The sequence below is a fragment of the Trinickia caryophylli genome, assembly GCF_034424545.1.
Lineage (GTDB): Bacteria > Pseudomonadota > Gammaproteobacteria > Burkholderiales > Burkholderiaceae > Trinickia > Trinickia caryophylli.
This window is the reverse complement of sequence record NZ_CP139970.1, coordinates 3168044-3187751: the sequence shown is the minus strand read 5'-3', so window position 1 is coordinate 3187751 and position 19708 is coordinate 3168044. Positions and strand designations below refer to the sequence as shown.

At 67.6% G+C, this 19708-nt stretch carries 22 protein-coding genes, 1 other RNA gene and 1 riboswitch; of the genes, 12 read left to right on the top strand and 11 right to left on the bottom strand.

What is annotated here, in order from left to right; translation table 11 throughout:
• The first annotated feature begins 3 nt into the window (after positions 1–3).
• The 4 genes from U0034_RS14455 (at position 4) to panD (ending at position 2445) form a co-directional block, all read left to right on the top strand.
• Positions 4–189 carry a DUF3460 family protein gene (locus tag U0034_RS14455; protein ID WP_085230191.1) on the top strand — a complete coding sequence of 62 codons (186 nt, stop codon included), beginning with the start codon at positions 4–6 and terminating at the stop codon, positions 187–189.
• 10 nt (positions 190–199) lie between these two features.
• Positions 200–1075 (top strand): segregation and condensation protein A, encoded by an 876-nt coding sequence (locus U0034_RS14450; RefSeq protein WP_085230190.1) that lies wholly within the window; start codon positions 200–202, stop codon positions 1073–1075.
• Between the two features lie 114 nt (positions 1076–1189).
• Positions 1190–2023 (top strand): pantoate--beta-alanine ligase, encoded by an 834-nt coding sequence (gene panC, locus U0034_RS14445; protein WP_085230189.1) that lies wholly within the window; start codon positions 1190–1192, stop codon positions 2021–2023.
• 35 nt (positions 2024–2058) lie between these two features.
• Positions 2059–2445, top strand: coding sequence for an aspartate 1-decarboxylase (panD, locus tag U0034_RS14440; protein ID WP_085230188.1), 387 nt, complete (start codon positions 2059–2061; stop codon positions 2443–2445).
• 161 nt (positions 2446–2606) lie between these two features.
• Here panD and U0034_RS14435 read toward each other — a convergent pair whose 3' ends face one another.
• The gene (locus U0034_RS14435; protein WP_085230187.1) at positions 2607–3230 is read right to left on the bottom strand and encodes a ParA family protein; all 624 of its coding nucleotides are present in this window, start codon (positions 3228–3230) and stop codon (positions 2607–2609) included.
• A 137-nt stretch (positions 3231–3367) separates the two neighbouring features.
• Here U0034_RS14435 and cobU point away from each other — a divergent pair, with 137 nt between their 5' ends.
• Positions 3368–3967: a bifunctional adenosylcobinamide kinase/adenosylcobinamide-phosphate guanylyltransferase gene (gene cobU, locus U0034_RS14430; RefSeq protein WP_102623086.1), complete on the top strand. Its 600-nt coding sequence runs from the start codon at positions 3368–3370 to the stop codon at positions 3965–3967.
• Complete coding sequence (locus U0034_RS14425; RefSeq protein ID WP_085230185.1) at positions 3964–4905, top strand: cobalamin-binding protein; 942 nt, start codon at positions 3964–3966, stop codon at positions 4903–4905. Before cobU ends, U0034_RS14425 begins: the two co-directional genes overlap by 4 nt.
• Positions 4906–4942: 37 nt before the next feature.
• On the opposite strand, the gene U0034_RS14420 is transcribed toward U0034_RS14425, so the two are convergent.
• The 6 genes from U0034_RS14420 to U0034_RS14395 form a co-directional block, all read right to left on the bottom strand.
• The gene (locus tag U0034_RS14420; protein WP_085230184.1) at positions 4943–5530 is read right to left on the bottom strand and encodes a histidine phosphatase family protein; all 588 of its coding nucleotides are present in this window, start codon (positions 5528–5530) and stop codon (positions 4943–4945) included.
• On the bottom strand, positions 5515–6318 hold the full coding sequence (locus tag U0034_RS14415) for an adenosylcobinamide-GDP ribazoletransferase (protein ID WP_085230183.1): 804 nt from the start codon (positions 6316–6318) through the stop codon (positions 5515–5517). Before U0034_RS14415 ends, U0034_RS14420 begins: the two co-directional genes overlap by 16 nt.
• Entirely contained in the window at positions 6315–7379 is a 1065-nt protein-coding gene (cobT, locus tag U0034_RS14410) for a nicotinate-nucleotide--dimethylbenzimidazole phosphoribosyltransferase (RefSeq protein ID WP_085230182.1), read from the bottom strand. Before cobT ends, U0034_RS14415 begins: the two co-directional genes overlap by 4 nt.
• Positions 7380–7467: 88 nt before the next feature.
• Entirely contained in the window at positions 7468–8298 is an 831-nt protein-coding gene (locus U0034_RS14405) for an ABC transporter ATP-binding protein (protein ID WP_085230181.1), read from the bottom strand.
• Positions 8295–9323 (bottom strand): FecCD family ABC transporter permease, encoded by a 1029-nt coding sequence (locus tag U0034_RS14400; protein WP_386092113.1) that lies wholly within the window; start codon positions 9321–9323, stop codon positions 8295–8297. Before U0034_RS14400 ends, U0034_RS14405 begins: the two co-directional genes overlap by 4 nt.
• A gap of 54 nt (positions 9324–9377) precedes the next feature.
• The gene (locus tag U0034_RS14395; RefSeq protein WP_386092263.1) at positions 9378–11342 is read right to left on the bottom strand and encodes a TonB-dependent receptor plug domain-containing protein; all 1965 of its coding nucleotides are present in this window, start codon (positions 11340–11342) and stop codon (positions 9378–9380) included.
• A gap of 93 nt (positions 11343–11435) precedes the next feature.
• A riboswitch (cobalamin riboswitch) is annotated at positions 11436–11668 on the bottom strand.
• A gap of 229 nt (positions 11669–11897) precedes the next feature.
• On the opposite strand from U0034_RS14395, the gene U0034_RS14390 reads away from it, so the two are divergent.
• The 5 genes from U0034_RS14390 (at position 11898) to U0034_RS14370 (ending at position 14209) form a co-directional block, all read left to right on the top strand.
• On the top strand, positions 11898–12257 hold the full coding sequence (locus U0034_RS14390; RefSeq protein ID WP_085230180.1) for an ATPase: 360 nt from the start codon (positions 11898–11900) through the stop codon (positions 12255–12257).
• Entirely contained in the window at positions 12254–12568 is a 315-nt protein-coding gene (locus tag U0034_RS14385; RefSeq protein ID WP_085230179.1) for a cell division protein ZapA, read from the top strand. The genes U0034_RS14390 and U0034_RS14385 overlap by 4 nt, the downstream gene beginning before the upstream one ends.
• 122 nt (positions 12569–12690) lie before the next feature.
• Positions 12691–12872, top strand: a non-coding RNA gene (gene ssrS / locus U0034_RS14380) — 6S RNA.
• Positions 12873–12992: 120 nt separating this feature from the next.
• Entirely contained in the window at positions 12993–13451 is a 459-nt protein-coding gene (locus U0034_RS14375) for an EVE domain-containing protein (RefSeq protein WP_085230271.1), read from the top strand.
• Between the two features lie 44 nt (positions 13452–13495).
• The gene (locus tag U0034_RS14370; RefSeq protein ID WP_085230270.1) at positions 13496–14209 is read left to right on the top strand and encodes an SIMPL domain-containing protein; all 714 of its coding nucleotides are present in this window, start codon (positions 13496–13498) and stop codon (positions 14207–14209) included.
• Here U0034_RS14370 and lgt read toward each other — a convergent pair.
• Both lgt and U0034_RS14360 read right to left on the bottom strand, forming a co-directional pair.
• Positions 14206–15105, bottom strand: a complete 900-nt coding sequence (gene lgt, locus U0034_RS14365; RefSeq protein ID WP_085230178.1) for a prolipoprotein diacylglyceryl transferase — start codon at positions 15103–15105, stop codon at positions 14206–14208. The two genes, U0034_RS14370 and lgt, sit on opposite strands and share 4 nt — an antisense overlap.
• Before the next feature lie 73 nt (positions 15106–15178).
• A complete protein-coding gene (locus U0034_RS14360; RefSeq protein ID WP_085230177.1) occupies positions 15179–16114 on the bottom strand; it encodes a LysR substrate-binding domain-containing protein in 936 nt (311 codons plus the stop codon).
• 168 nt (positions 16115–16282) lie between these two features.
• Here U0034_RS14360 and ilvD point away from each other — a divergent pair, with 168 nt between their 5' ends.
• Positions 16283–17956 (top strand): dihydroxy-acid dehydratase, encoded by a 1674-nt coding sequence (gene ilvD, locus U0034_RS14355; protein WP_085230176.1) that lies wholly within the window; start codon positions 16283–16285, stop codon positions 17954–17956.
• 87 nt (positions 17957–18043) lie between these two features.
• Here ilvD and U0034_RS29235 read toward each other — a convergent pair whose 3' ends face one another.
• Together U0034_RS29235 and U0034_RS14345 are read right to left on the bottom strand one after the other, a co-directional pair.
• Entirely contained in the window at positions 18044–19132 is a 1089-nt protein-coding gene (locus U0034_RS29235; RefSeq protein ID WP_114717978.1) for a DUF2486 family protein, read from the bottom strand.
• A gap of 121 nt (positions 19133–19253) precedes the next feature.
• Positions 19254–19670: a DNA polymerase III subunit chi gene (locus U0034_RS14345; RefSeq protein ID WP_085230175.1), complete on the bottom strand. Its 417-nt coding sequence runs from the start codon at positions 19668–19670 to the stop codon at positions 19254–19256.
• Positions 19671–19708: the final 38 nt, after the last annotated feature.

The window sequence follows — 19708 nt, the reverse complement described above, 5'->3', positions numbered from 1 at the left end:
GCCATGTATCAATCGGACATCACGCAGTTTCTCAATCAACTGAAGCAGCAGCAGCCCGCGCTCGAGGAAGAACAGCGGCGCGGCCGCGCCCTGCTGTGGGACAAGGCGCCGATCGATCTCGAAGAACGTGCGCGCCAGCAGGCTGCGCGCGTCAAGCAGACACCTTACGTCTACTACCAGAACTTCTGAGCCGCCGAGCGTGAATGCCGCCGACGAGGTCGGCCGCTCGAAGCCGGGCGGGCCGCCGAACGAGCTGACCACGCCCGCGACCGACTCGACGCCCGACACGGTCGACGGCGTCGCGTTCGCTCGCCTTTACGGCGAGCCGCTCTTCAAGCTGCCGCAAGACCTCTATATCCCGCCGGATGCGCTCGAGGTCTTTCTCGAAACGTTCGAAGGCCCGCTGGACCTGTTGCTGTACCTGATCCGCAAGCAGAACTTCAACGTGCTTGACATCCCGATGGCGGATGTCACCGCGCAGTATCTCGGCTATGTCGAACAGCTGCGCCACACGAATCTCGAACTCGCCTCCGAGTATCTGCTGATGGCGGCGATGCTGATCGAGATCAAATCGCGCATGCTGCTGCCGGTCAAGAAGGCCGACACGGGCGAAGACGCCGAGGACCCGCGCGCCGAGCTCGTGCGACGGCTGCTCGAATACGAGCGCATGAAGCTCGCGGCTCAACGGCTCGACCAGTTGCCCCAGCTCGGACGCGACTTCCTGCGCGCCGAGGTCTATATCGAGCAGAGCATCGCGCCGCGCTTTCCGGACGTCGCAACAGACGATCTCCGGGCGGCCTGGGCGGACGTGCTCAAGCGGGCGAAGCTCGTGCAGCATCACAAGATCTCGCGCGAGGAACTCTCGGTGCGCGAGCACATGAGCCTGATCCTGCGCCGGCTGCAAAGTGCGCGCTTCGTCGAATTCTCGGATCTGTTCGACGTGTCGCGCGGCGTTCCGGTCGTGGTCGTCAACTTCATCGCGATGCTCGAACTCTCGCGCGAATCGCTGATCGAGATCACGCAAGCCGAACCGTTTGCGCCGATCTACGTGCGGCTCGCCTACCTGCCGGCATGACGCCGCCGCAGTTGGAGAACCGGTTCTAAACGATGCCGCCTCCGGCCAAATCCTCTACAATCGGCGCGCTTTGAACCCGCTCGCGCGAGCGCGCACCGATCCGGTCCATCACTCATGAAAGTCATCAGCTCGATCCAGGAATTGCGCGACCAGTTGCGCGGACAGAACCGTACGGCGTTCGTGCCGACGATGGGCAATCTGCACGAGGGGCACCTCTCGCTGATGCGGCTCGCGCGCCAGCACGGCGACCCGGTCGTGGCGAGTATCTTCGTGAACCGGCTCCAGTTCGGCCCGAACGAGGATTTCGACAAATACCCGCGCACGCTCGAAGCCGATATCGCAAAGCTCGAGAAGGAAAACGTCTACGTGCTCTTCGCCCCCACCGAGCGCGACATGTACCCCGAGCCGCAGGAGTATCGCGTCCATCCGCCGCACGACCTCGGCGACATCCTCGAGGGCGAATTCCGCCCCGGTTTCTTCACGGGGGTGTGCACGGTCGTGATGAAGCTGATGGCCTGTGTGCAGCCGCGCGTGGCGGTCTTCGGCAAGAAGGACTACCAGCAGTTGATGATCGTGCGGCGCATGTGCCACCAGTTCGCGTTGCAGACCGATATCATCGCCGCCGAGACGGTACGCGACTCCGACGGGCTCGCGCTGAGCTCGCGCAACCGCTACCTCACCGAGGCCGAGCGCGCCGAGGCCCCCATGCTCGCCGCGGCGCTCGGCCAACTGCGCGAGTCCGTGCTGGCCGGCCAACGGGATTTCGCGCGGCTCGAGCGGCTCGCCATGGAGAGTCTCGCGGCGCGCGGCTGGACGCCCGACTACGTGGCCGTGCGCAAGCGCATCGACCTCCTCGCGCCCGCCGCGGACGAAACCGAGGCCCCGCTCGTCGTGCTCGCGGCCGCCAAGCTCGGCGCCACGCGCCTCATCGACAACCTGGAAATCTGACGTCTGCCTCGCGGCAAACATCTGAGGAAACGATCATGCAGCGCCACATGCTGAAATCGAAGATTCACCGCGCCGTCGTCACGCACTGCGAACTTCATTACGAAGGCTCCTGCGCAATCGACGAAGATCTGCTCGAAGCGGCGGATATCGTCGAAAACGAGCGCATCGACATCTGGAACATCAACAACGGCGAGCGGTTCACGACCTACGCGATCCGCGGCGAGCGCGGCAGCGGGATGATCTCGCTGAACGGCTCGGCCGCACGGCGCGCGCAGCTCGGCGACCTCGTCATCATCGCGGCGTTCGCGGCCGTGGACGAGGCCGAGCTCAAGGCCGGGTGGGAACCGAAGCTCGTCTTCGTCGACGAACACAACAAGATCAAAGGCAGCCGAGGACACGTCCCGCTTCAGCACTGGACCTGACACCCCTCCCCCACCGGGTTCGAGTTTCGGGAAATCCGGCTCAAGTCGACCGCAGGCACCTAGAGCGGGTGCCTGCAGCAGGTACCCACAGCAGGTACCCACAGCGGGTACCCGCAGCGCACACCCAGAACCGGCCGCTCCGGCTCGACCAGCCGGCCCGCTCAGCGCGATGCCCACTCGACGATGGGCTCCCACTGTTCGAGGTCCTTCTCGACGCGACTTTTCGCCACATCCCAGAGCGTGAGGCCGTGCGCGGCCAGCTGCACGTAGTTTTGCGTATCGCGCAAGTAACCGAGCACCGGCAGTTCGAGGCTCTCGACGAACCGGTGCAACTGATCGGCCGAGCGCGTGCGCGCGTCGACCCGCATCCCCACCACGCCAACTTCGATCGCTCCCTTGCGTACGGCCTTCTCCTTGGCCAGCCGCTCGAGGAAATGCTGCGTGGCCAGAATGTCGAACATGGACGGCTGCAGCGGAACGATGACCTTGTCGGCCAGCTCGAGCGCGACAGCGAGCCGCGTGCCGTGCAGACCGGCCGGGGTGTCGATGACCGCCCGCTCGAGGCCTCTCGGCGGTTTCGCCGGCGCCTCCGGATCCAATTGCCACGTTTCGATCACCGGCAGCCCCTGCGGCCTCAGCGCCAGCCACGCATGAGCCGATTGCTGCCGATCGAGGTCGGCGAGCGCCACCCACTCGCCGCTCGCCGCAAACGAGCCCGCCAGATTGGTCGACAGCGTGCTTTTGCCGACCCCGCCCTTGGGGTTCGCCACTACGATTACCGTCATGAACACTCCCGAGTAGAAGGCCGCTTGGTGCGGCCGGTTTGCCCGCGTCGCTCAGATGCGCATCGCGCTGTCGATCATATCGGCAAATGGCCCGCCGCCGAAGCCCTCGCGCGTCGGCAGGCCGGTACAATCGCCCGATGACCGCATCCGACTTCCCCGATCGCCCCGATCTTCTCTTTGTCCTGGGCGGCGCGCGCTCGGGCAAGAGCGCCTATGCCGAGCAGCTCGCCGCCGCGAGCGAGCGCCCCGTAACCTACATCGCCACGGCCCAGCCGGACGCCGCTGACGGCGAGTTCGCCGCGCGCATCGCCCACCATCGCGCACGACGGCCCGCGCACTGGGGTCTCGTGGAGGCGGCCGCCGATCTCCCGCAGGCGCTCGCCCGGGCCGACAGCCGCGACGGTTGCGTCCTCGTCGATTGCCTCACGCTCTGGCTGGCTCAGTTGCTGTGCCCGGTCGGCGCCGCCGCCGAGGGCAATGACGCATCCGACGGCGACGACGCCCGGGCCACGGCGCATCTCGATGCCTTCGTCACCGCCCTGTCGGCGGCGCGCGGCCGCATCATCGTGGTCAGCAATGAAATCGGCCTCGGCGTGGTCCCGCTCGGTTCGCTCACGCGCCGCTACGTCGACGAACTGGGCCGCCTGAACCAGCGCGTGGCGGCCGCGGCGCGCGAGGTCACGCTGATGGTCGCGGGGCTCCCGATGCCCGTGAAAACGTCCGGGCCACGCCCGTGACGCTGCGCGCAGCCCTCGCCGCGACCGCGCTGGCCGCGCTCGCGACAACCTCCGCCGCGCAGGCCGCCGTCAGTGTCGTCGACGATGCGGGCGATACGGTCACGCTCCCCGCGCCCGCCCGGCGCGTGGTCTCGCTCGCGCCGCACGGAACCGAGCTCGTCTACGCGGCCGGCGGCGGCGCGACGCTCGTCGGCGCGGTGTCCTACAGCGACTATCCGCCAGAGGCCAAGGCGTTGCCCCGCGTGGGCAGCAACACGGCGCTCGATCTCGAACGGATCGTCGCCCTGAAGCCCGATCTGATCGTCGTATGGCGCCATGGCAACGACGGGCGGCAAGTCGACCGTTTGCGCACGCTCGGCATCGCCGTATTCCACAGCGAGCCGCGCAAGGTGGGCGATGTGGCGACCGACCTCGAGCGGCTCGGCACGCTGCTTGGAACCGAAGCGACGGCGCACGAGGCGGCCGCGCGTTTTCGCGAACGCATCGCTGCGCTGCGTACCCGCTACGCGGCCGCGGCGCCGGTCAGTGTGTTCTATCAGGTGTGGGACCGGCCGCTGATGACGTTGAACGGCTCGCACGTCGTGAGCGACGCCATCGCACTGTGCGGCGGCCGCAACGTGTTCGCCGGGCTTGCGCCGCGCGTGCCGACCGTTTCGGTGGAAGCGGTGGTCGCGGCCGATCCCGAAGCGATCGTGACCGCGCATGCGGGCGCCACCGCACCCGCGGCCGATGCGCCGCTGCCCGATCTCGCCATGTGGCGTGCCTGGCCGCGCCTCACGGCTGTCGAGCGGGGCAACCTCTTCTCGATCGACGGCGACCTCATCAATCGGCCTGGCCCCCGGCTCGCCGACGGCATCGACGAACTGTGCCGCGATCTGGAGCGCGCGCGCTCGCGCCGGCCGGCTTTGCGTGACAGCGGGCCTCGCCCCGCTTCCTGACGGCGTGCCGGCACGAGGCGGCCTGGCGACCGCCTTTTCAGGCGTTCCACCGCACCAGTTGCCAGCGCATTTCGTCACGCCCACCTCGCAGCCAGACGATGCCGCCCATCCCGACCGGCCAGCTCAGCGTCTGTTCGAGCGGCAGGCTCAGCGCCCGCGCTGCGACGATGCGCATCACGCCCGCGTGCGTGAGCACCCACGCGCTGCCGGCGGCCAACGCGCGACATGCCTCGAACCATTCGGCCACACGAGCCGAGCATTGGGCCACACTCTCGCCACCGTGCGCGCGCGCATGATGAAGATCGGCGGCCCACGCATCGAGCGCCGCGCGATCGATGTCGCCCCATCGCCGGCCCTCCCAAGCCCCGAAGTCGATTTCGCGAAGACGGGCATCGGTGCCCGGCAGCAGGCCGAGCCGCTTGCCCAGTTCGGCCGCGACGCCAGCGCAACGCACGAGAGGGCTCGTCAACAGCGTTTGCGGACTCGGCGCCCCGAGCAAGGCGAGCCGCGCAACGAACGCATCGGCCGCCGCATCGGGCGCTCCGGCCAGCGGCAGATCGGTGCAGCCATAGCAAACGCCCTCTTCGACGGCGGGCGGCGGATGACGAATCAGAACGAGATCCATCCAAGTAACACGAGGTAGATGACGATCTCGAAGATCTGCTGCGCCAGGCCCAGGCAATCGCCCGTGTAGCCGCCGATACGCCGCACGAAGTACCGCGCGAGCGCGGCGCGCAGCACCAGCGTCACGCCGAGCGCGAGGAGGCCGCCCCGCCAGACGGGCCACAGCAGCCACGGGAAACCCAGTACGGTAACGAGGCAGTAGGCGCTGACGGACAGGCGCTGGGCGACGGGCTGCGCCTTGCCCTCGGCGCGCGCATAGTCGAGCGTGACGAGGTAGCTGGCCGCGAGCGCGCGGCTCGCCGCATGTGCCGCGACCATGAGCCACGCGGCGGCAATCGGCGGCAACGCGGCGAGCGTCTGCCATTTGAGCACGAGCGCCATCACGAGCCCGATCGCGCCGAACGCCCCGATGCGCGAATCGCGCATGATGCGGAGCACATCGTCACGCGTGGCGCCGCCGCCGAACGCGTCGCAGCTATCGGCCAGACCGTCTTCGTGAAAGGCGCCCGTCACGGCGAGCGTGGCCACCATCGAGAGCAGCACGGCCACGGGCACGGGAAAGACACGCAGCGCCGCCAGAAAGACGATGGCACCGAGCGCACCCACGAGTGCGCCGACGAGCGAGAAATACCGGATGGCGCCGCCGAGATCGCTCGCATCCAATCCAACGCCGCGCGGCACCGGCACGCGCGTGAAATAGGCAAGCGCCGCGAAGAAGTAGCGTAGCTCGCCGCGCGTCTCGAGCGTTGCGGAGCCCGCCGCGGGGCGCCGGCCGTCGCCCTCGCTCACCGCGTCTCGAGCGATTCGCGGCCCGCCACGCCGGCCGACTCGAAGCTCGCCATGTCGTTGAGGAATGCGACGGCTGCGCGCAGCACCGGCAAAGCGAGCGCCGCACCGGTCCCTTCGCCGAGCCGCAGGTCCAGCGCGAGCAGCGGCTTCGCGCCGAAGTAATCGAGCATGCGCCGGTGCCCCGCTTCGTTGGACAGATGCGCGAAGATGCAGTAATCGCGCACGGCGGGCGCCAGCGCATCGGCCACGACAAGCGCGGCCGTCGCGATGAACCCGTCGACGAGTATCGTCATCTTCATCTGTGCCGCCGCAAGATAGGCGCCCACCATCATGGCGATCTCGAACCCGCCGAAGGCAGCGAGCACATCGAGCGGCTCAGTCGCGGATGCATGCCGCGCGAGCGCGGAAACAAGCACGTTGCGCTTGCGCGCGAGCCCGGCGTTGTCGAGGCCCGTGCCACGCCCCACGCATTCGTCGATCGGCACCCCGAGCAGCCGGCTCATCAGGCAGGCGGCCGACGACGTGTTGCCGATCCCCATCTCGCCGAAGCCGATCACGTTGGTACCGAGTGCCGCATGGTGCCGCACGCGCGCGGCGCCCGCCGCCAGCGCGAGGTGGGCTTCGTCGCGCGTCATCGCGCACTCGCGCGCAAAGCTGCGCGTGCCGGGGCCGACCGGGATGTCGACGAGGCCGGCGAGCGTGCCGAGCGGCATTGCCACGCCCGCGTTGACGATTTCGAGCGTAAGCCCGGCCACACGGCTGAATGCGTTGATAGCCGCGCCGCCAGCCAGAAAATTCGCCACCATCTGCGCGGTCACGGCCTGCGGATACGGGCTGACGCCTTCGTGCGCGATGCCATGATCGGCGGCGAAGACGATCATCGCGGGTCGATCGATCGAGGGCCGTGTCGAGCGCTGGATCATGCCGATCTGGCGAGCCAGCGTTTCGAGCGTGCCGAGACTGCCTTGCGGCTTCGTCTTCGTATCGATGATGTGGGTCAGCGTGTCGCGCAGCGACGCGTCGAGCGGCTCGACGACAGGCAACGGTAAAGGAGCATTCATAAGCGTTCAAATGAAACGGACAGCGGCCTCGAAACATCGCGGCCGCCGCGCCAAAGGCAACACGATACTCGCATCGTCCGACTTGCCTCTATCCGGCAACGCCGCCGCCGTTGCGTCGCGGCGTCCGGAGCGCCGGTACGAGCGCCTCGTAGCCGTCCTGTTCGACGAGCACGAGGGGAAACCCGAACACGCGGCTCGCGAGCCCAGGCGCCAGGATATCGCGCGCGGTGCCCGCGTGCGCGTCGCCTTCGCCGTCCATCAGCAATGCATGCGTCGCAAAGCGGCGGGCCAGATTGAGATCGTGGCACGAAAACACGATCGTGCGCGGCCCTTGCTCGACCCAGCGCGCAAGCACGGTCAGACAATCGATCTGATGATGGAGATCCAAATGGGCGAGCGGTTCGTCGAGCAGCAGCAATGGCGCGTCCTGGCAAAGCGCGGCGGCTAGCGCGACGCGCTGCCGCTCGCCGCCCGACAGCGACATGACGTCCCGCGCTGCAAGCGGGCCGAGCGCGAGGGCATCGAGCGCCGCGCGCGCCGCTTCGCGGTCCGTGGCCGCCTCCCAGCCCCAGCCCGCGAGGTGGGGAAAGCGGTTGAGCAGCACGACGTCGAGCACACTCGCGCTGAAGACGTCGTGCGTGCTTTGCGGCATCAATGCGCGGCGCCGCGCGAGTGCGGGCCGCGGCCACTCGCCGATCGGCACGCCGTCGAGTTCCACGGCCCCGGCGGCGGGGCTCAACAACCCGGCGAGCGTCGAAATGAGCGTGGTCTTGCCCGCGCCGTTGGGCCCCGCGATGCACCAGATCTCCCCGGGCCCGAACGTCTGCGAACAATGCTCGAGCAGCGTGCGCCCGCCGCCCGCGAGCTTCAAACCGCGCGTGGCGAGCGAATGCGCGTGCCCTGTGTGTCGGTCAGTCATCGGGGCCTTTGCAGCAGCATCCAGAGAAACACGGGCACCCCGATGACCGCCGTGATCGCGCCGACGGGCAACTGCGTGGGTGCGACGACGGTGCGCGCGACCAGATCGGAAACCATGACGGTCACGCCGCCCGCCAGTGCGCTGGCAGGCAGCAGCATGCGCTGATCGCTGCCCCACGCGAGCCGCACGGCATGCGGCACGACGAGGCCGACGAACCCGATCGTGCCGGCGGTCGTCACGGCCGCCGCTGCCGCGAGCGATGCCACGAGATAGATGCGAAGGCGCAGGCGGCCCGTGGGCACGCCGAGCGCGAGCGCGAACGGTTCGCCGCGCATGAGCACGTTCAGTTGCGGCGCGACCGGCACGGCGAGCGCCATTGCGGCGCCGAGCGCAACGAGTGCGGTCCAGGGCCGGGCGACGCCGCTCAGGTCGCCGGTCAGCCAGAACAGGATGCCGCGCAGGCGGTCGTCGGGCGCGATCGACAGCAGCAGCGTGATGACCGCGCCCCACCCCGTCGCGATCACCACGCCTGTAAGCAGAAGCCGCGGCGACGCTTCGGCGGATTCGCCGCGGCCGAGTTCGCGGCGCGCGAGGCCGAACAGCAAGCCGATCGAAAGCAGCGCGCCGGCGAACGACGCGGCATCGACGAACCACCAGGCCGAGCCGGCCATCAGCGCGAGTACGGCAAACGCGGCGGCGCCCCCCGAGACGCCGAGCACATAAGGCTCCGCCAGCGGATTGCGCAGCAGTACCTGCAGCAGCGCCCCGGCCAGGGCGAGCAGGCCGCCGCAGGCAAAGCCGGCAAGCGCGCGCGGCAGGCGCAGCGCCCGCACGATTTCGGCGCTCGCGTCGGCCGGCCCCGCATGGACGAGCGCGGCCAACGCCTGCGCTGGCGAAACGCGGACGCTGCCGAGCGCGAGCGCCGCAGCGAATACGGTGAACGCCGCCGCTGCCAGCACGAGCCAGATCAGCGCGGCGCGGCGAGCCGACATCGGTGCATGCGCGTGCGAGACGGGCCGATTCATCGCGCGTGGCTCAGCGGAACATGGCGCCCGCTCTGGCTCTGGCCGCGCGCGGCGTCACTGCTGTTGCCAACCGAGTGTGACGAATGCGCTGCGTCTCGGTGTGTTGTAGGAATAGGCGAATTCATAGGGCTTGTCGAAAAGATTCTCGATTTGCGCGGACACGTACCAAGCTTTCGTGATGCGGTAGCGCGCCGACAAGTCGACCACGCCGTAACCGCCGAGCGGTCTGCCGCTGTCTTGCCGCACGCCGGAGACGCGCCACTGTCCGCCGATGCGCCACGCACCGAGATCGCGGTTCGCGGACAGCGTGGCGAAGTGCCTTGCCCGGCGGTTGAGGTCCTTGCCGGACGTTTCGTCGACAGGATTTTGCACCGTGAACGACGTGCGCACACGCGTGGCGCCGATCCGGCCGCTCCATGCGCCTTCGACGCCCTGCACCTTGGCGCGGCCGACATTCTCGGCGAGATAGTAAAGGCCGCCTTGGGTAGAGACATAGTCGATGAGATCCGTATAGCGCGTCTGGAAGACGGACAGGCGCACGACGCCGAGCGAATCGGACGCATACTGCAACGCCGCCTCGATCGAATGACTGCGCTCGGGCCTGATCGATGTGTTGCCGCTGCCCGGATAGTAGAGGTCGTCGAAGCTCGGTGCGCGAAACCCGCTCGAGTAGCTCGCTATCGCCTTCCAGTGCTCGGTGAAGTCGTAGCCGTAACCCAGATAGTAGGTATTCGCGCTGCCGAAGTCCGAGTAGCGGTCGCGCCGCACGTTGGCTTGAATCTGGCTTGCGCCGAAGCGCGCCGTATAGCCGGCAAAGACCGAGTCCACATGACGTGCCGGCGCCGAAAAGATGTCCGAGTCGAGGCGCTGATCGAGTCGCTCGTAGCCGAGCTGGGCGGTTTGCCCTGCGGCCAGCGCAAAATCGTTTTGCCACGTGTATTGCCGATTGGTGGTATCGAACCGATTGTCGTAGACGCCGTTCTTCTTCTGGATGCTGCGATCGTCTCCTTCGGCGAGCGTGACATGCGTCGTCCACCAATCGGTGAGCTTGCCGTTAGCGAAGACCGACGCCTGCCTTACCTTGCTGTAGAGGTTGTTGATGTCGGTCGGCACCCCGTACGCGTCGTCGAAGCTCGCATTGCCGTTCGACTGGAAGTAGCGCACCCCGGCGTCCCATCGGTCATTGAATCTGTGACGCAGCGCGGCCGATACGCTTTCGTTCAGGTACCCGTTCGCATTCGGATTCGCATTGGGAGCCAGCCGCGGATCGATCGACGAAAAGCCATTGCTTTTCAAACGCGCGACCTCGAAGCTGAACGTCGTCTTGCCCGCCTTGTCGAGCGCGCCGTCCACGCCGGCTTGCTGCGTTTGCGTACCGTAACTGCCATAGCCCGCCGAAAAATGAAAGCGCGGCGGATGGTCGCCGCCCGCTTTCGTGAATACCTGCACGACGCCGCCCATCGCGCCCGAGCCGTAGAGCGCCGATACGTCGCCGTTGACGACTTCGACATGATCGATCTGCGAGGCGGGAATCTGTGCGAGCTGCGCTTGTCCGAGGCTTACCGAATCGACACGCACGCCGTCGACGAGCACAAGCGATTGGGTGGCCGAGCCGCCGCGCAGCAGCGCAACCGCATTCGCGCCGGGCCCGCCGTTGCGGACGATCTGCACGCCGGGCGCAAGCGCGAGCACGCCCGCGAGATCGGTCGCGCCCGAATCGTCGATATCCTCGCGGCTCAAGCGCGTCGTTTGCGGGACCGCGTCGGCCAGCGCCTGCGGCGAGCGCTGCGCCGTCACGACGATCGGGGCGAGCTTGCCGGCGCGCGGGTTCCCCGTCTCGCCAGCGGACGTGGCGGCGACGGCCGATGAAGCGGACGCGCTCGGTGAGGCGGCGGGCGCGGAGTCTGTCGAGACGGGACGAGGCGTGGGCATCGTGGAGTCGAGCGCCGACTGGGCACGCGCAACGAGCGGCAGGCCGGCGAGCGCGACGAAGGCTACCCTTGCGAAGGGCATGGGAATCATCTTGTTTTCCTGTGGGATCGGAATGCCGCCCGCTCCCCGCGAGCCGCATCGGCACGGGCGCAGCGCTGGCGGCGGCTCGGCCGCCGAAGGCGGCACGCCCCCGCTCTGGCCGGTATCCGGGCTGGCGACCGCTCGCATCCGCCTTCCCGCGCCTCGCGGCGCAGTGGCACTGAATGGAGTCGCCGCGCATTGCAGCGCGGCATGTCGCTTACCGTTGCGGGGGCAGCACAGGTTGGCTGGTCCGGGCGGACTTCGCTCCCTGTTTCCCGTTTAACCGCGCGCATCAGGGCGAGCGCGCGAGCACCAAAGTGCCGCAAGTGTAGGAGCGGGGGGTGTGGGCGTCAAGAATGACCGGCTTCGCGCGCCATCGGCAAAAAGCACTGGCATTTGGCGGCTGCCGCGTTGGCGCGCCTCGTGCATCGTTTGCAAAAATACGGGGGACGTGTGCCTATTTTCGCGCCGAAACCGCCCTGTTACGTCTCGATACGAGACAGAGGTCGGACACATCGGTATTCCGCGCTAAAATGCGCAGGTCTTTAGAGGACGCAGCAGATGCTCAACGAACTCGAAACTTTGTCACAGAACATCGGCCGGCTGATCGCGATCAACGAACGCCAGCAGCAGGCCCGTCACGCGCTCGAAGAGCAACTCGCCCAGCTGCGGGCGGAAAACGACACCGCCCGCGCGGAGCTTGCGCTCTTGCGCGATGAACGCAACGCGCTGCAGGTCGAACGGGATACGTTGCTCGCGAAGATCGACGATGCACAGGTCCGCCTCAACGCGATTCTCGAAAAACTGCCGCGCGGCAAGGGCGCGTACGACGCCGACAACCAGCTCGATCTGCTCGCACCGTCCGGCGAGAACGCGGCGGCGCCCAACGGCGCAGCGGCTCAGCACGGAGAAAACGCATGACGACCAGACAGATCGAAGCCTCGATTCTCGGCCAGACGTACCGCCTCGCATGCTCGGCCGAAACCGAGGCCGCCCTGCTCGAAGCCGTTGCGCGAGTTGATGCCGAGATGGCCAAGGTTCGGGCCCACAGCAACATTCGCGGCACCGATCGCATCGCCGTGATGGCGGCGCTCTCGCTCGCATCGGAACTGGTCCGGCTGCAGGAAAGCGTGCGCCATGGCGAAGCGTTTCCCGCGGAGGAAATCCGGCGTACAATGCAGCAAATGAACGAACAGCTCGATGCCGTGCTCGAGCAAGGCGAGGCACGGTAAAGGTGTCGGTTTGCATCGGTTGACGTCCGCAGGTTGACATCGATGCCGATACCGCGAGTAGTGGTCAGTGGGTAGCCAAACTGCCCGTTGACTGGCAATATGAGATTCACACAGGTTTTACGGCTTCCCTGCCTGGTTCGCCAAGGTCATAGATTCCTTGAACCAATGCCATGTGCACGGTTGCGGAAATTTGCAGCACGGGTGTGCGCGTCACTCAGTCTGATGTACCCGAAGTGCGGCTAACTGCGACCAATTCTGAACCTCCGGTTCAGGATGCCGGCCTAGCGGCCAAGGCGGGGACTTTATTCAACGGCATCGGTCAATCCGATGCCGTTTTCATTTGGGGCACGGCATAATCGCTCCAAATGCACGCCGCCCAGCGGGCGTGTTCCTTTCGAACTGTTTCGCGCCATTCGAATCGCCCATGCGCTATTGGCTGATGAAGTCCGAACCGGACGAAGCGAGCATCGACGACCTCGCCCACGCTCCCTCCAGCACGCTGCCGTGGACCGGCGTGCGCAACTATCAGGCGCGCAATTTCATGCGTGACACGATGCAGCTTGGCGACGGCGTGCTCTTCTATCATTCGAGCTGCCCGGAGCCCGGCATCGCCGGGCTCGCCGAGGTCGTCTCGCAGCCCTACCCCGATCCGACGCAGTTCGAGCCGAAGAGTCCGTACTACGACCCGAAATCGACGCGCGAGACACCGCGCTGGATGCTGGTGGACGTGCGCTTCGTCAAGAAAACGCCGTTGATCCCGCTTGCGGAATTGCGCGCCCACCCTGAGCTTGCCGACATGCGCGTGCTCGCCAAGGGCAACCGGCTTTCGATCACGCCGGTGACCGAGGCCGAGTGGCGCTTCATTACCGAGCGGCTCGCCTGAGCCGCGTGCCCGCCGACCGTTTTCTCAACAACAAGGAACCTGAGATGAGAAAAACCACCGCTGCCGTCTTCACGCTTGCCACCGCCGCCGCCCTGGCGTCGATGAGCGCGTTCGCCGAGCCGGCCGTATCGAGCGAAACCGCGCCCTCCGGCGTGCTTTCGCTTTCCGCGCAAGCCAGCGACGACGTCGCGACGGATGTCGTCGACATCACCCTCTTTTACGAGCAGCAGGCGAAGGACGCAGCCTCGCTCACCGATGCGCTCAATCAACGCACGGCTGCCGCGCTGAAGGCCGCCAAGTCGGCATCGGACGTCAGCGCACATACGGGCACGTTCTCTATCTATCCGTCGACGGATCGTGACGGCCGCATTTCAGGATGGCGCGGGCGCACCGAGGTCGTGCTCGAATCGCGTAATTTCGCAGCCGCGTCACAGCTCGCGGCGCAATTGAACGCGACGATGCAAGTCGCGAACGTTTCGTTCTCGCTCTCGCCTGAAGCACAGCGCAACGCAGCCGAAAAGCTCACCGGCGAGGCGATCGCTTCGTTTCGCAAGCAGGCCGAGTCGGCGGCCCGCGCGTTCGGCTACACGGGTTATGTCGTGCGCAGCGTGAACGTCGGGCGCGAAACGCCGCCGCGGCCGCTCTACGCCATGCGCGCGATGGCCACTGAAAGCGCACCGGCCGCGCCGCTGCCGATCGAAGGCGGCAAGACGCGCGTGGCCGTCAGCGTATCGGGCGCGGTGCAGATGACGCGCTAGCGCGCCAGCGCCGTGGGCGCGTTGCGGGCACGCCGGTAGGACCAGGCGAGCAGCAGCACGCCCGCGACGATCATCGGCAGCGAGAGCCACTGCCCCATCGACAGGCCGAGCGCCAGCAGCCCGAGGAAATCGTCGGGTTCGCGCGCGAACTCCACGGTGAAACGCGCGAGCCCGTAGCCGATCAGGAAAACGGCCGATGCGGCCCCCACCGGCCGCGGCTTGCGCGAGAAGAACCAGAGCACGACGAAAAGCGCGATGCCTTCCAACGCAATCTCATACAGTTGCGACGGGTGTCGCGGCAGCATGTGGTACTGCGCGAAGATGCCGTCCAGATGCCACTTCGCCGCAAGCTCGCGATGCGCGACGAGCCAACGCGCGTCGTCCTCAGATGCATTCTGGAACAACATCGCCCAAGGCGCGGCCGGATCGGTCACGCGGCCCCAGAGTTCGCCGTTGATGAAGTTGCCGAGGCGGCCCGCGGCCAGACCGGTCGGCACCATAGGCGCGACGAAATCGGTCACCTGCATCCAACTGCGCTTGCGCTGATAGGCGAAGAGCATCATGGCCAGCGTCACGCCCAGAAAGCCACCGTGAAACGACATGCCGCCCTGCCAGACCTTGAATACGTCGAGCGGGTGCATGAAGTAATAGTCGGCCTTGTAAAAGAGGACATAGCCGAGACGTCCGCCGAGAATCGTGCCGAGCACACCGTAAAACAGCATGTCGTCGATATCTTTCGTCGTCCAGCCTTGCGCGGCGACGTGCGGCAGGCGCAGGCGCAGCCGGCCGACGACGATCGCCATCACGAACGCAACGAGGTACATGAGGCCGTACCAGCGAACGGCCAGCGGGCCCAGGTGAATCGCAATGGGGTCGAAATTGGGATGAATCAGCATCGTGTGGGCTTCTTCCGCTTCAAAGCGTTGAACGGGGTTGACGGGCACGCGGGCGGCGCGCACGCGGCGTCGGCTACGGCTTCTCAGCCGCCTTTTGCGCACGCACGATCTCGATGAAGCTCGCCAGCACGGGGCTGACGTCGTCCGTGCGCCAGACGAGCCCGGTTTCGACGATCGGTGCGCGTTGCGCGAGCGGCCGATAGACGACGCCCGTGCGCCTCAAGTTCCGCAGCGAGCGCGGCACGAGTGCGACGCCCATGCCCGCCGACACAAGGCTCACGATCGTCTGCATCTGGATCGCTTCCTGCCCGATGCGCGGCGCGAGGCCGGCAGCGCCGTAGCAGCCCGTAATGATGTCATAAAAGCCCGGCGCCAACCGCCGCGGGAAGATGACGAGCGGCAACGACGCGAGATCGGCGAGCGAGACGGGCGTGTCCTCCCAGTCGCGCACCGCGCCCCGGCCCTTGTGCGGCACGGCGCCGGCCGGCAGGGCCGCGACGAGCGGCTCGCGCATGACGGGCAGGTAGCTCAGAGTCGCCGCATGGCGCGGCGGCAACGGCGCAATGACGAGCCCGGCGTCGATGCGGCCCGCGACAAGTTCCTCGATCTGCACGTCGCTCGTGGCTTCGGCAAGCTCGAGTTGCACGCCGGGACGATACGAAGCGAACCGGCGCAACAGTTCGGGCAGGAGGCCATAGTCGGCCGTGGAGACGAACGCGAGCGCGAGCGAGCCCGCCTCGCCGCGCGCAAGGCGTTGTGCGAGCGGGCGTAGCCCGTCGGCCGCCGCGAGCAGCTTGCGCACCTCCGGCAGGAGATCGGCACCCACCGGCGTGAGCTCGACCGTGCGCTTCGTGCGCGCAAAAAGGGCAACGCCGAGCGTGTCCTCCAGCGCCCGGATCGCCTGCGAAAGCGGCGGCTGCGTCATCGAGAGCCGCTCGGCCGCACGCCCGAAATGCCGCTCCTCGGCCACGGCGACGAAGTAACGCAGCTGACGCAGATCGGGAGTCATCGCTCTGATATGTTTTTCGACCTAATCAGCGCTGAATAATATATTGGACAGCGGCTTCGAGCCAGCGCATTCTGGCCGGACACCTTTATCCGCACGGCCGCAGGCGAATCCAAAGCAAAACGCACCCCGGCGGCGTGCAAGCACACGAACGAACCGGAGCTCCCCGCCATGCCTTATAACCGTCGCTCGCAGAACATCACGCAGGGTGTCGCCCGTGCGCCGAACCGCTCGATGTATTACGCGCTGGGGTATCGGCAGGACGACTTCGACAAGCCGATGATCGGCATCGCCAACGGCCACTCGACAATCACGCCCTGCAACGCCGGGCTGCAGCGGCTGGCCGACGCGGCCGTCGGCGCGGTCAAGGATGCCGACGCGAACCCGCAGACATTCGGCACGCCGACGATTTCGGACGGCATGTCGATGGGCACCGAAGGCATGAAGTATTCGCTCGTCTCGCGCGAGGTGATCGCCGATTGCATCGAAACCTGCGTGCAGGGCCAGTGGATGGACGGCGTGGTCGTGATCGGCGGTTGCGACAAGAACATGCCGGGCGGCATGATCGCGCTCGCGCGCATCAACGTGCCCGGCATCTACGTCTATGGCGGCACGATCCGCCCCGGCCACTGGAAGGGCAAGGATCTGACGATCGTCTCTTCGTTCGAGGCCGTCGGCGAGTTCACGGCCGGCCGGATGTCGAAGGAAGACTTCGACGGCATCGAGCGCAACGCCTGCCCAACGACGGGCTCGTGCGGCGGGATGTATACGGCCAACACGATGAGTTCGTCGTTCGAGGCGCTCGGCATGTCGCTGCTCTATTCGTCGACGATGGCGAACCCCGACGACGAGAAGGTCGCCTCGGCGGCCGAATCGGCGCGCGTGCTCGTCGAGGCCGTCAAGCGCGATCTGAAGCCGCACGACATCATCACGAAGCAGGCGATCGAAAACGCCGTCTCGGTCATCATGGCAACGGGCGGCTCGACGAATGCCGTGCTCCATTACCTCGCCATCGCGCATGCGGCCGAAGTGGAGTGGACCATCGACGACTTCGAGCGCATCCGCCAGCGTGTGCCCGTCATCTGCAATCTCAAGCCATCGGGCGAGTACGTGGCGACCGACCTGCATCGCGCGGGCGGCATCCCCCAAGTCATGAAGATCCTGCTCGATGCGGGGCTGCTGCATGGCGAGTGCGTGACGATCACGGGCAGGACCCTCGCCGAAGAGTTGAAGGACGTGCCGAGCGCGCCACCGGCCGGCCAGCAGGTCATCTTTCCGATCGACCAGGCACTGTATCCCTCCGGCCACCTCGCGATCCTCAAGGGCAATCTTGCCGTGGACGGCGCGGTGGCCAAGATCACGGGGCTCAAGAACCCGGCGATCACCGGCCCTGCGCGCGTGTTCGACGACGAGCAAAGCGCGCTCGCGGCAATCCTCGACGACAAAATCCGCGCCGGCGATGTGCTCGTGCTGCGCTATCTGGGTCCGCAAGGCGGCCCCGGCATGCCGGAGATGCTGGCCCCCACCTCGGCGCTGATCGGCAAGGGGCTGGGCGAATCGGTCGGTCTCATTACCGACGGCCGCTTTTCCGGGGGCACATGGGGCATGGTGGTCGGTCACGTCGCGCCGGAGGCGTTCGTCGGCGGCACGATCGCGCTCGTGCAGGAAGGCGATTCGATCACGATCGATGCGCACAAGCTGCTGCTGCAGCTCAATGTCGACGACGCGGAAATCGCACGCCGCCGCGCCGCCTGGCAAGCGCCGGCGCCACGGTACACGCGCGGCGTGCTGGCGAAATATGCCGCGCTCGCGCGCCCCGCGAACCGGGGCGCCGTCACCGGTTGAGCCCGGCCGAGCGGAGCGCCGCAAGGGGGGCAAAAGAAATCCGCAAGACGCAGGGCGATGCTGGCGACGCCCCGGTGCGACAACCGCTCAGCGCTTGACGATACGGTGCGCCGCCAGTTCCTCGCGCACCGCGTCGCGCACCCATCCGGCCACTTCGCCCTCGAGCGCCAGCGTGACCTCGCGCGTGACCTGACGCACGAGCCAGCTCGTATGCTCGGCGAGCGCATCGCGGCAGCGCGCCTCGATCACGCCGCGCCCCTCCTCGCGCAGATAGCCGGCAAACCGCACGCGCAGACGCTCGGCCAAATGCTCGGCGTCGCGCGCGCTCAGCTCGGCGGAGGCCGGGAACGCCGCTTCTTCCTCCGGCGATACCCCGGTGCTTTCGGGAACGGGCGCACCGGGCGGCGGCGGCACGCTCTGCATATCGGCCAGCGGTGCCCGGGCATGCTCGGACGCAAGCGTCGGCGCCGGCTCGGAGACGGCTTCGCCGCCTGGGTGCGGCCTCTCCGCCGGTTCCGCCGTGCCTGCGGCGGAGCCCGTTGCCGGCGGCTCGACGAATTCGGCCAGCTCGGCCGCGCGCATCGCCTCGATCGACGTTTCGGTCTCGCCCGCAGCAATGGACGCCTCCGGGATGGGCTCCTCGGGGATGGACTGTTCCGAGAGGGGCGGCGCCGCGGGCTCGGGCGCCGTCTCGTGCGGCGGACGCGCCTCGCCGGCAAGCGGGGTGCCGGGCTCGGCCGACGAAGGCGCGAGCACGGGCGCCTCTCCCGCGGGGACTTCGCTCATCGGCACCTCGCGCGGCGATGCGTCGTTCGCGAGCGCCTCGTCGGCGGGCGGCTCGCTCGCAGGAGCCGCCTCGTGGATCGGGGCCTCGGGTGTCGGGATGCCGGCGTCGGAGCCAAGCCTCCCGGTCGGGCCAGGTGCCTCGCCGGGCGCGGGCGCCTCGCCCGGAACTCCTTCGTCAGCCGGCTGCGCCGCTGCACCCGGCGCAGCGGCCGGCAGAGAGTCATGCGATGCCGCAGCGGGCGTGGGCGCCGCGCTCGTCTGCGGCGGTTCGTGCGAGGTGACCGGCCGCACCGTAGGCGGGCGGCCCGGCACGATCACGTCGGTGAGGACCGGGATCGCGTCGGGATCGTCGACATCGTGCGAATCGTTCGGTGCTTTGGGATCGGTCACGACTGAGTCTCCCTTATCGATAAATCGTCGGCAGGCCTGCCCCGGCGCCCGCTGCCGGGCGCGCCGGCGATGCGATGGCAAACCCGCCTTCAGGCGATCGGACAAACGGCGGCGCCCGCTCTCAGGCGCCCTGCTTGTAGTTGTTCAGCGCATAGCCACGATCGCGATAGAAACGATAGCGCTCGCGCCCCGCGACAAGCTCGGCTTCATCGTTGCCGACAACCTCGAGCAGGCGCTCGAAGCGGGCGAATTGCGACGGTACCCCGGCGCCGAGGTTCATCAGCACCTGATGATGCGGCGCGGCGTCGAGCTCGGCCGTCAATACGATGGGCGTACGGGCCGCGAGCCCGCTGTCGGCCATGCAGTGCGGCACGAAGTCGAGCGGCGAAAACGTCCAGAGCCGCTCGTCGAACGCCCTCAGGCGCGCGGGTTCAGCCAGGACGACCACCGGCTGCCCCGCCAGATACGCCTTGCGAGCCAGCCGGCACGCGTAGATCAGCGAGTCGCCGACATTCGTATGAAAGTCGATTCGCGTCATCGCGCCGGCTCCCGGCCCCGCCGAGCAAGCAGCATATC

Coding starts and splice junctions, on each gene's coding strand:
- U0034_RS14370 (WP_085230270.1), top strand. CDS start 13,496: ATGAGAAAAACCACCGCTGCCGTCTTCACGCTTGCCACCGCCGCCGCC.
- U0034_RS14385 (WP_085230179.1), top strand. CDS start 12,254: ATGACGACCAGACAGATCGAAGCCTCGATTCTCGGCCAGACGTACCGC.
- U0034_RS14360 (WP_085230177.1), bottom strand. CDS start 16,114: ATGACTCCCGATCTGCGTCAGCTGCGTTACTTCGTCGCCGTGGCCGAG.
- ilvD (WP_085230176.1), top strand. CDS start 16,283: ATGCCTTATAACCGTCGCTCGCAGAACATCACGCAGGGTGTCGCCCGT.
- U0034_RS14400 (WP_386092113.1), bottom strand. CDS start 9,323: ATGAATCGGCCCGTCTCGCACGCGCATGCACCGATGTCGGCTCGCCGC.
- cobT (WP_085230182.1), bottom strand. CDS start 7,379: ATGAATGCTCCTTTACCGTTGCCTGTCGTCGAGCCGCTCGACGCGTCG.
- U0034_RS14390 (WP_085230180.1), top strand. CDS start 11,898: ATGCTCAACGAACTCGAAACTTTGTCACAGAACATCGGCCGGCTGATC.
- cobU (WP_102623086.1), top strand. CDS start 3,368: ATGACCGCATCCGACTTCCCCGATCGCCCCGATCTTCTCTTTGTCCTG.
- U0034_RS14420 (WP_085230184.1), bottom strand. CDS start 5,530: ATGGATCTCGTTCTGATTCGTCATCCGCCGCCCGCCGTCGAAGAGGGC.
- U0034_RS14405 (WP_085230181.1), bottom strand. CDS start 8,298: ATGACTGACCGACACACAGGGCACGCGCATTCGCTCGCCACGCGCGGT.
- lgt (WP_085230178.1), bottom strand. CDS start 15,105: ATGCTGATTCATCCCAATTTCGACCCCATTGCGATTCACCTGGGCCCG.
- panC (WP_085230189.1), top strand. CDS start 1,190: ATGAAAGTCATCAGCTCGATCCAGGAATTGCGCGACCAGTTGCGCGGA.
- U0034_RS14435 (WP_085230187.1), bottom strand. CDS start 3,230: ATGACGGTAATCGTAGTGGCGAACCCCAAGGGCGGGGTCGGCAAAAGC.
- U0034_RS14455 (WP_085230191.1), top strand. CDS start 4: ATGTATCAATCGGACATCACGCAGTTTCTCAATCAACTGAAGCAGCAG.
- U0034_RS14375 (WP_085230271.1), top strand. CDS start 12,993: ATGCGCTATTGGCTGATGAAGTCCGAACCGGACGAAGCGAGCATCGAC.
- U0034_RS14345 (WP_085230175.1), bottom strand. CDS start 19,670: ATGACGCGAATCGACTTTCATACGAATGTCGGCGACTCGCTGATCTAC.
- panD (WP_085230188.1), top strand. CDS start 2,059: ATGCAGCGCCACATGCTGAAATCGAAGATTCACCGCGCCGTCGTCACG.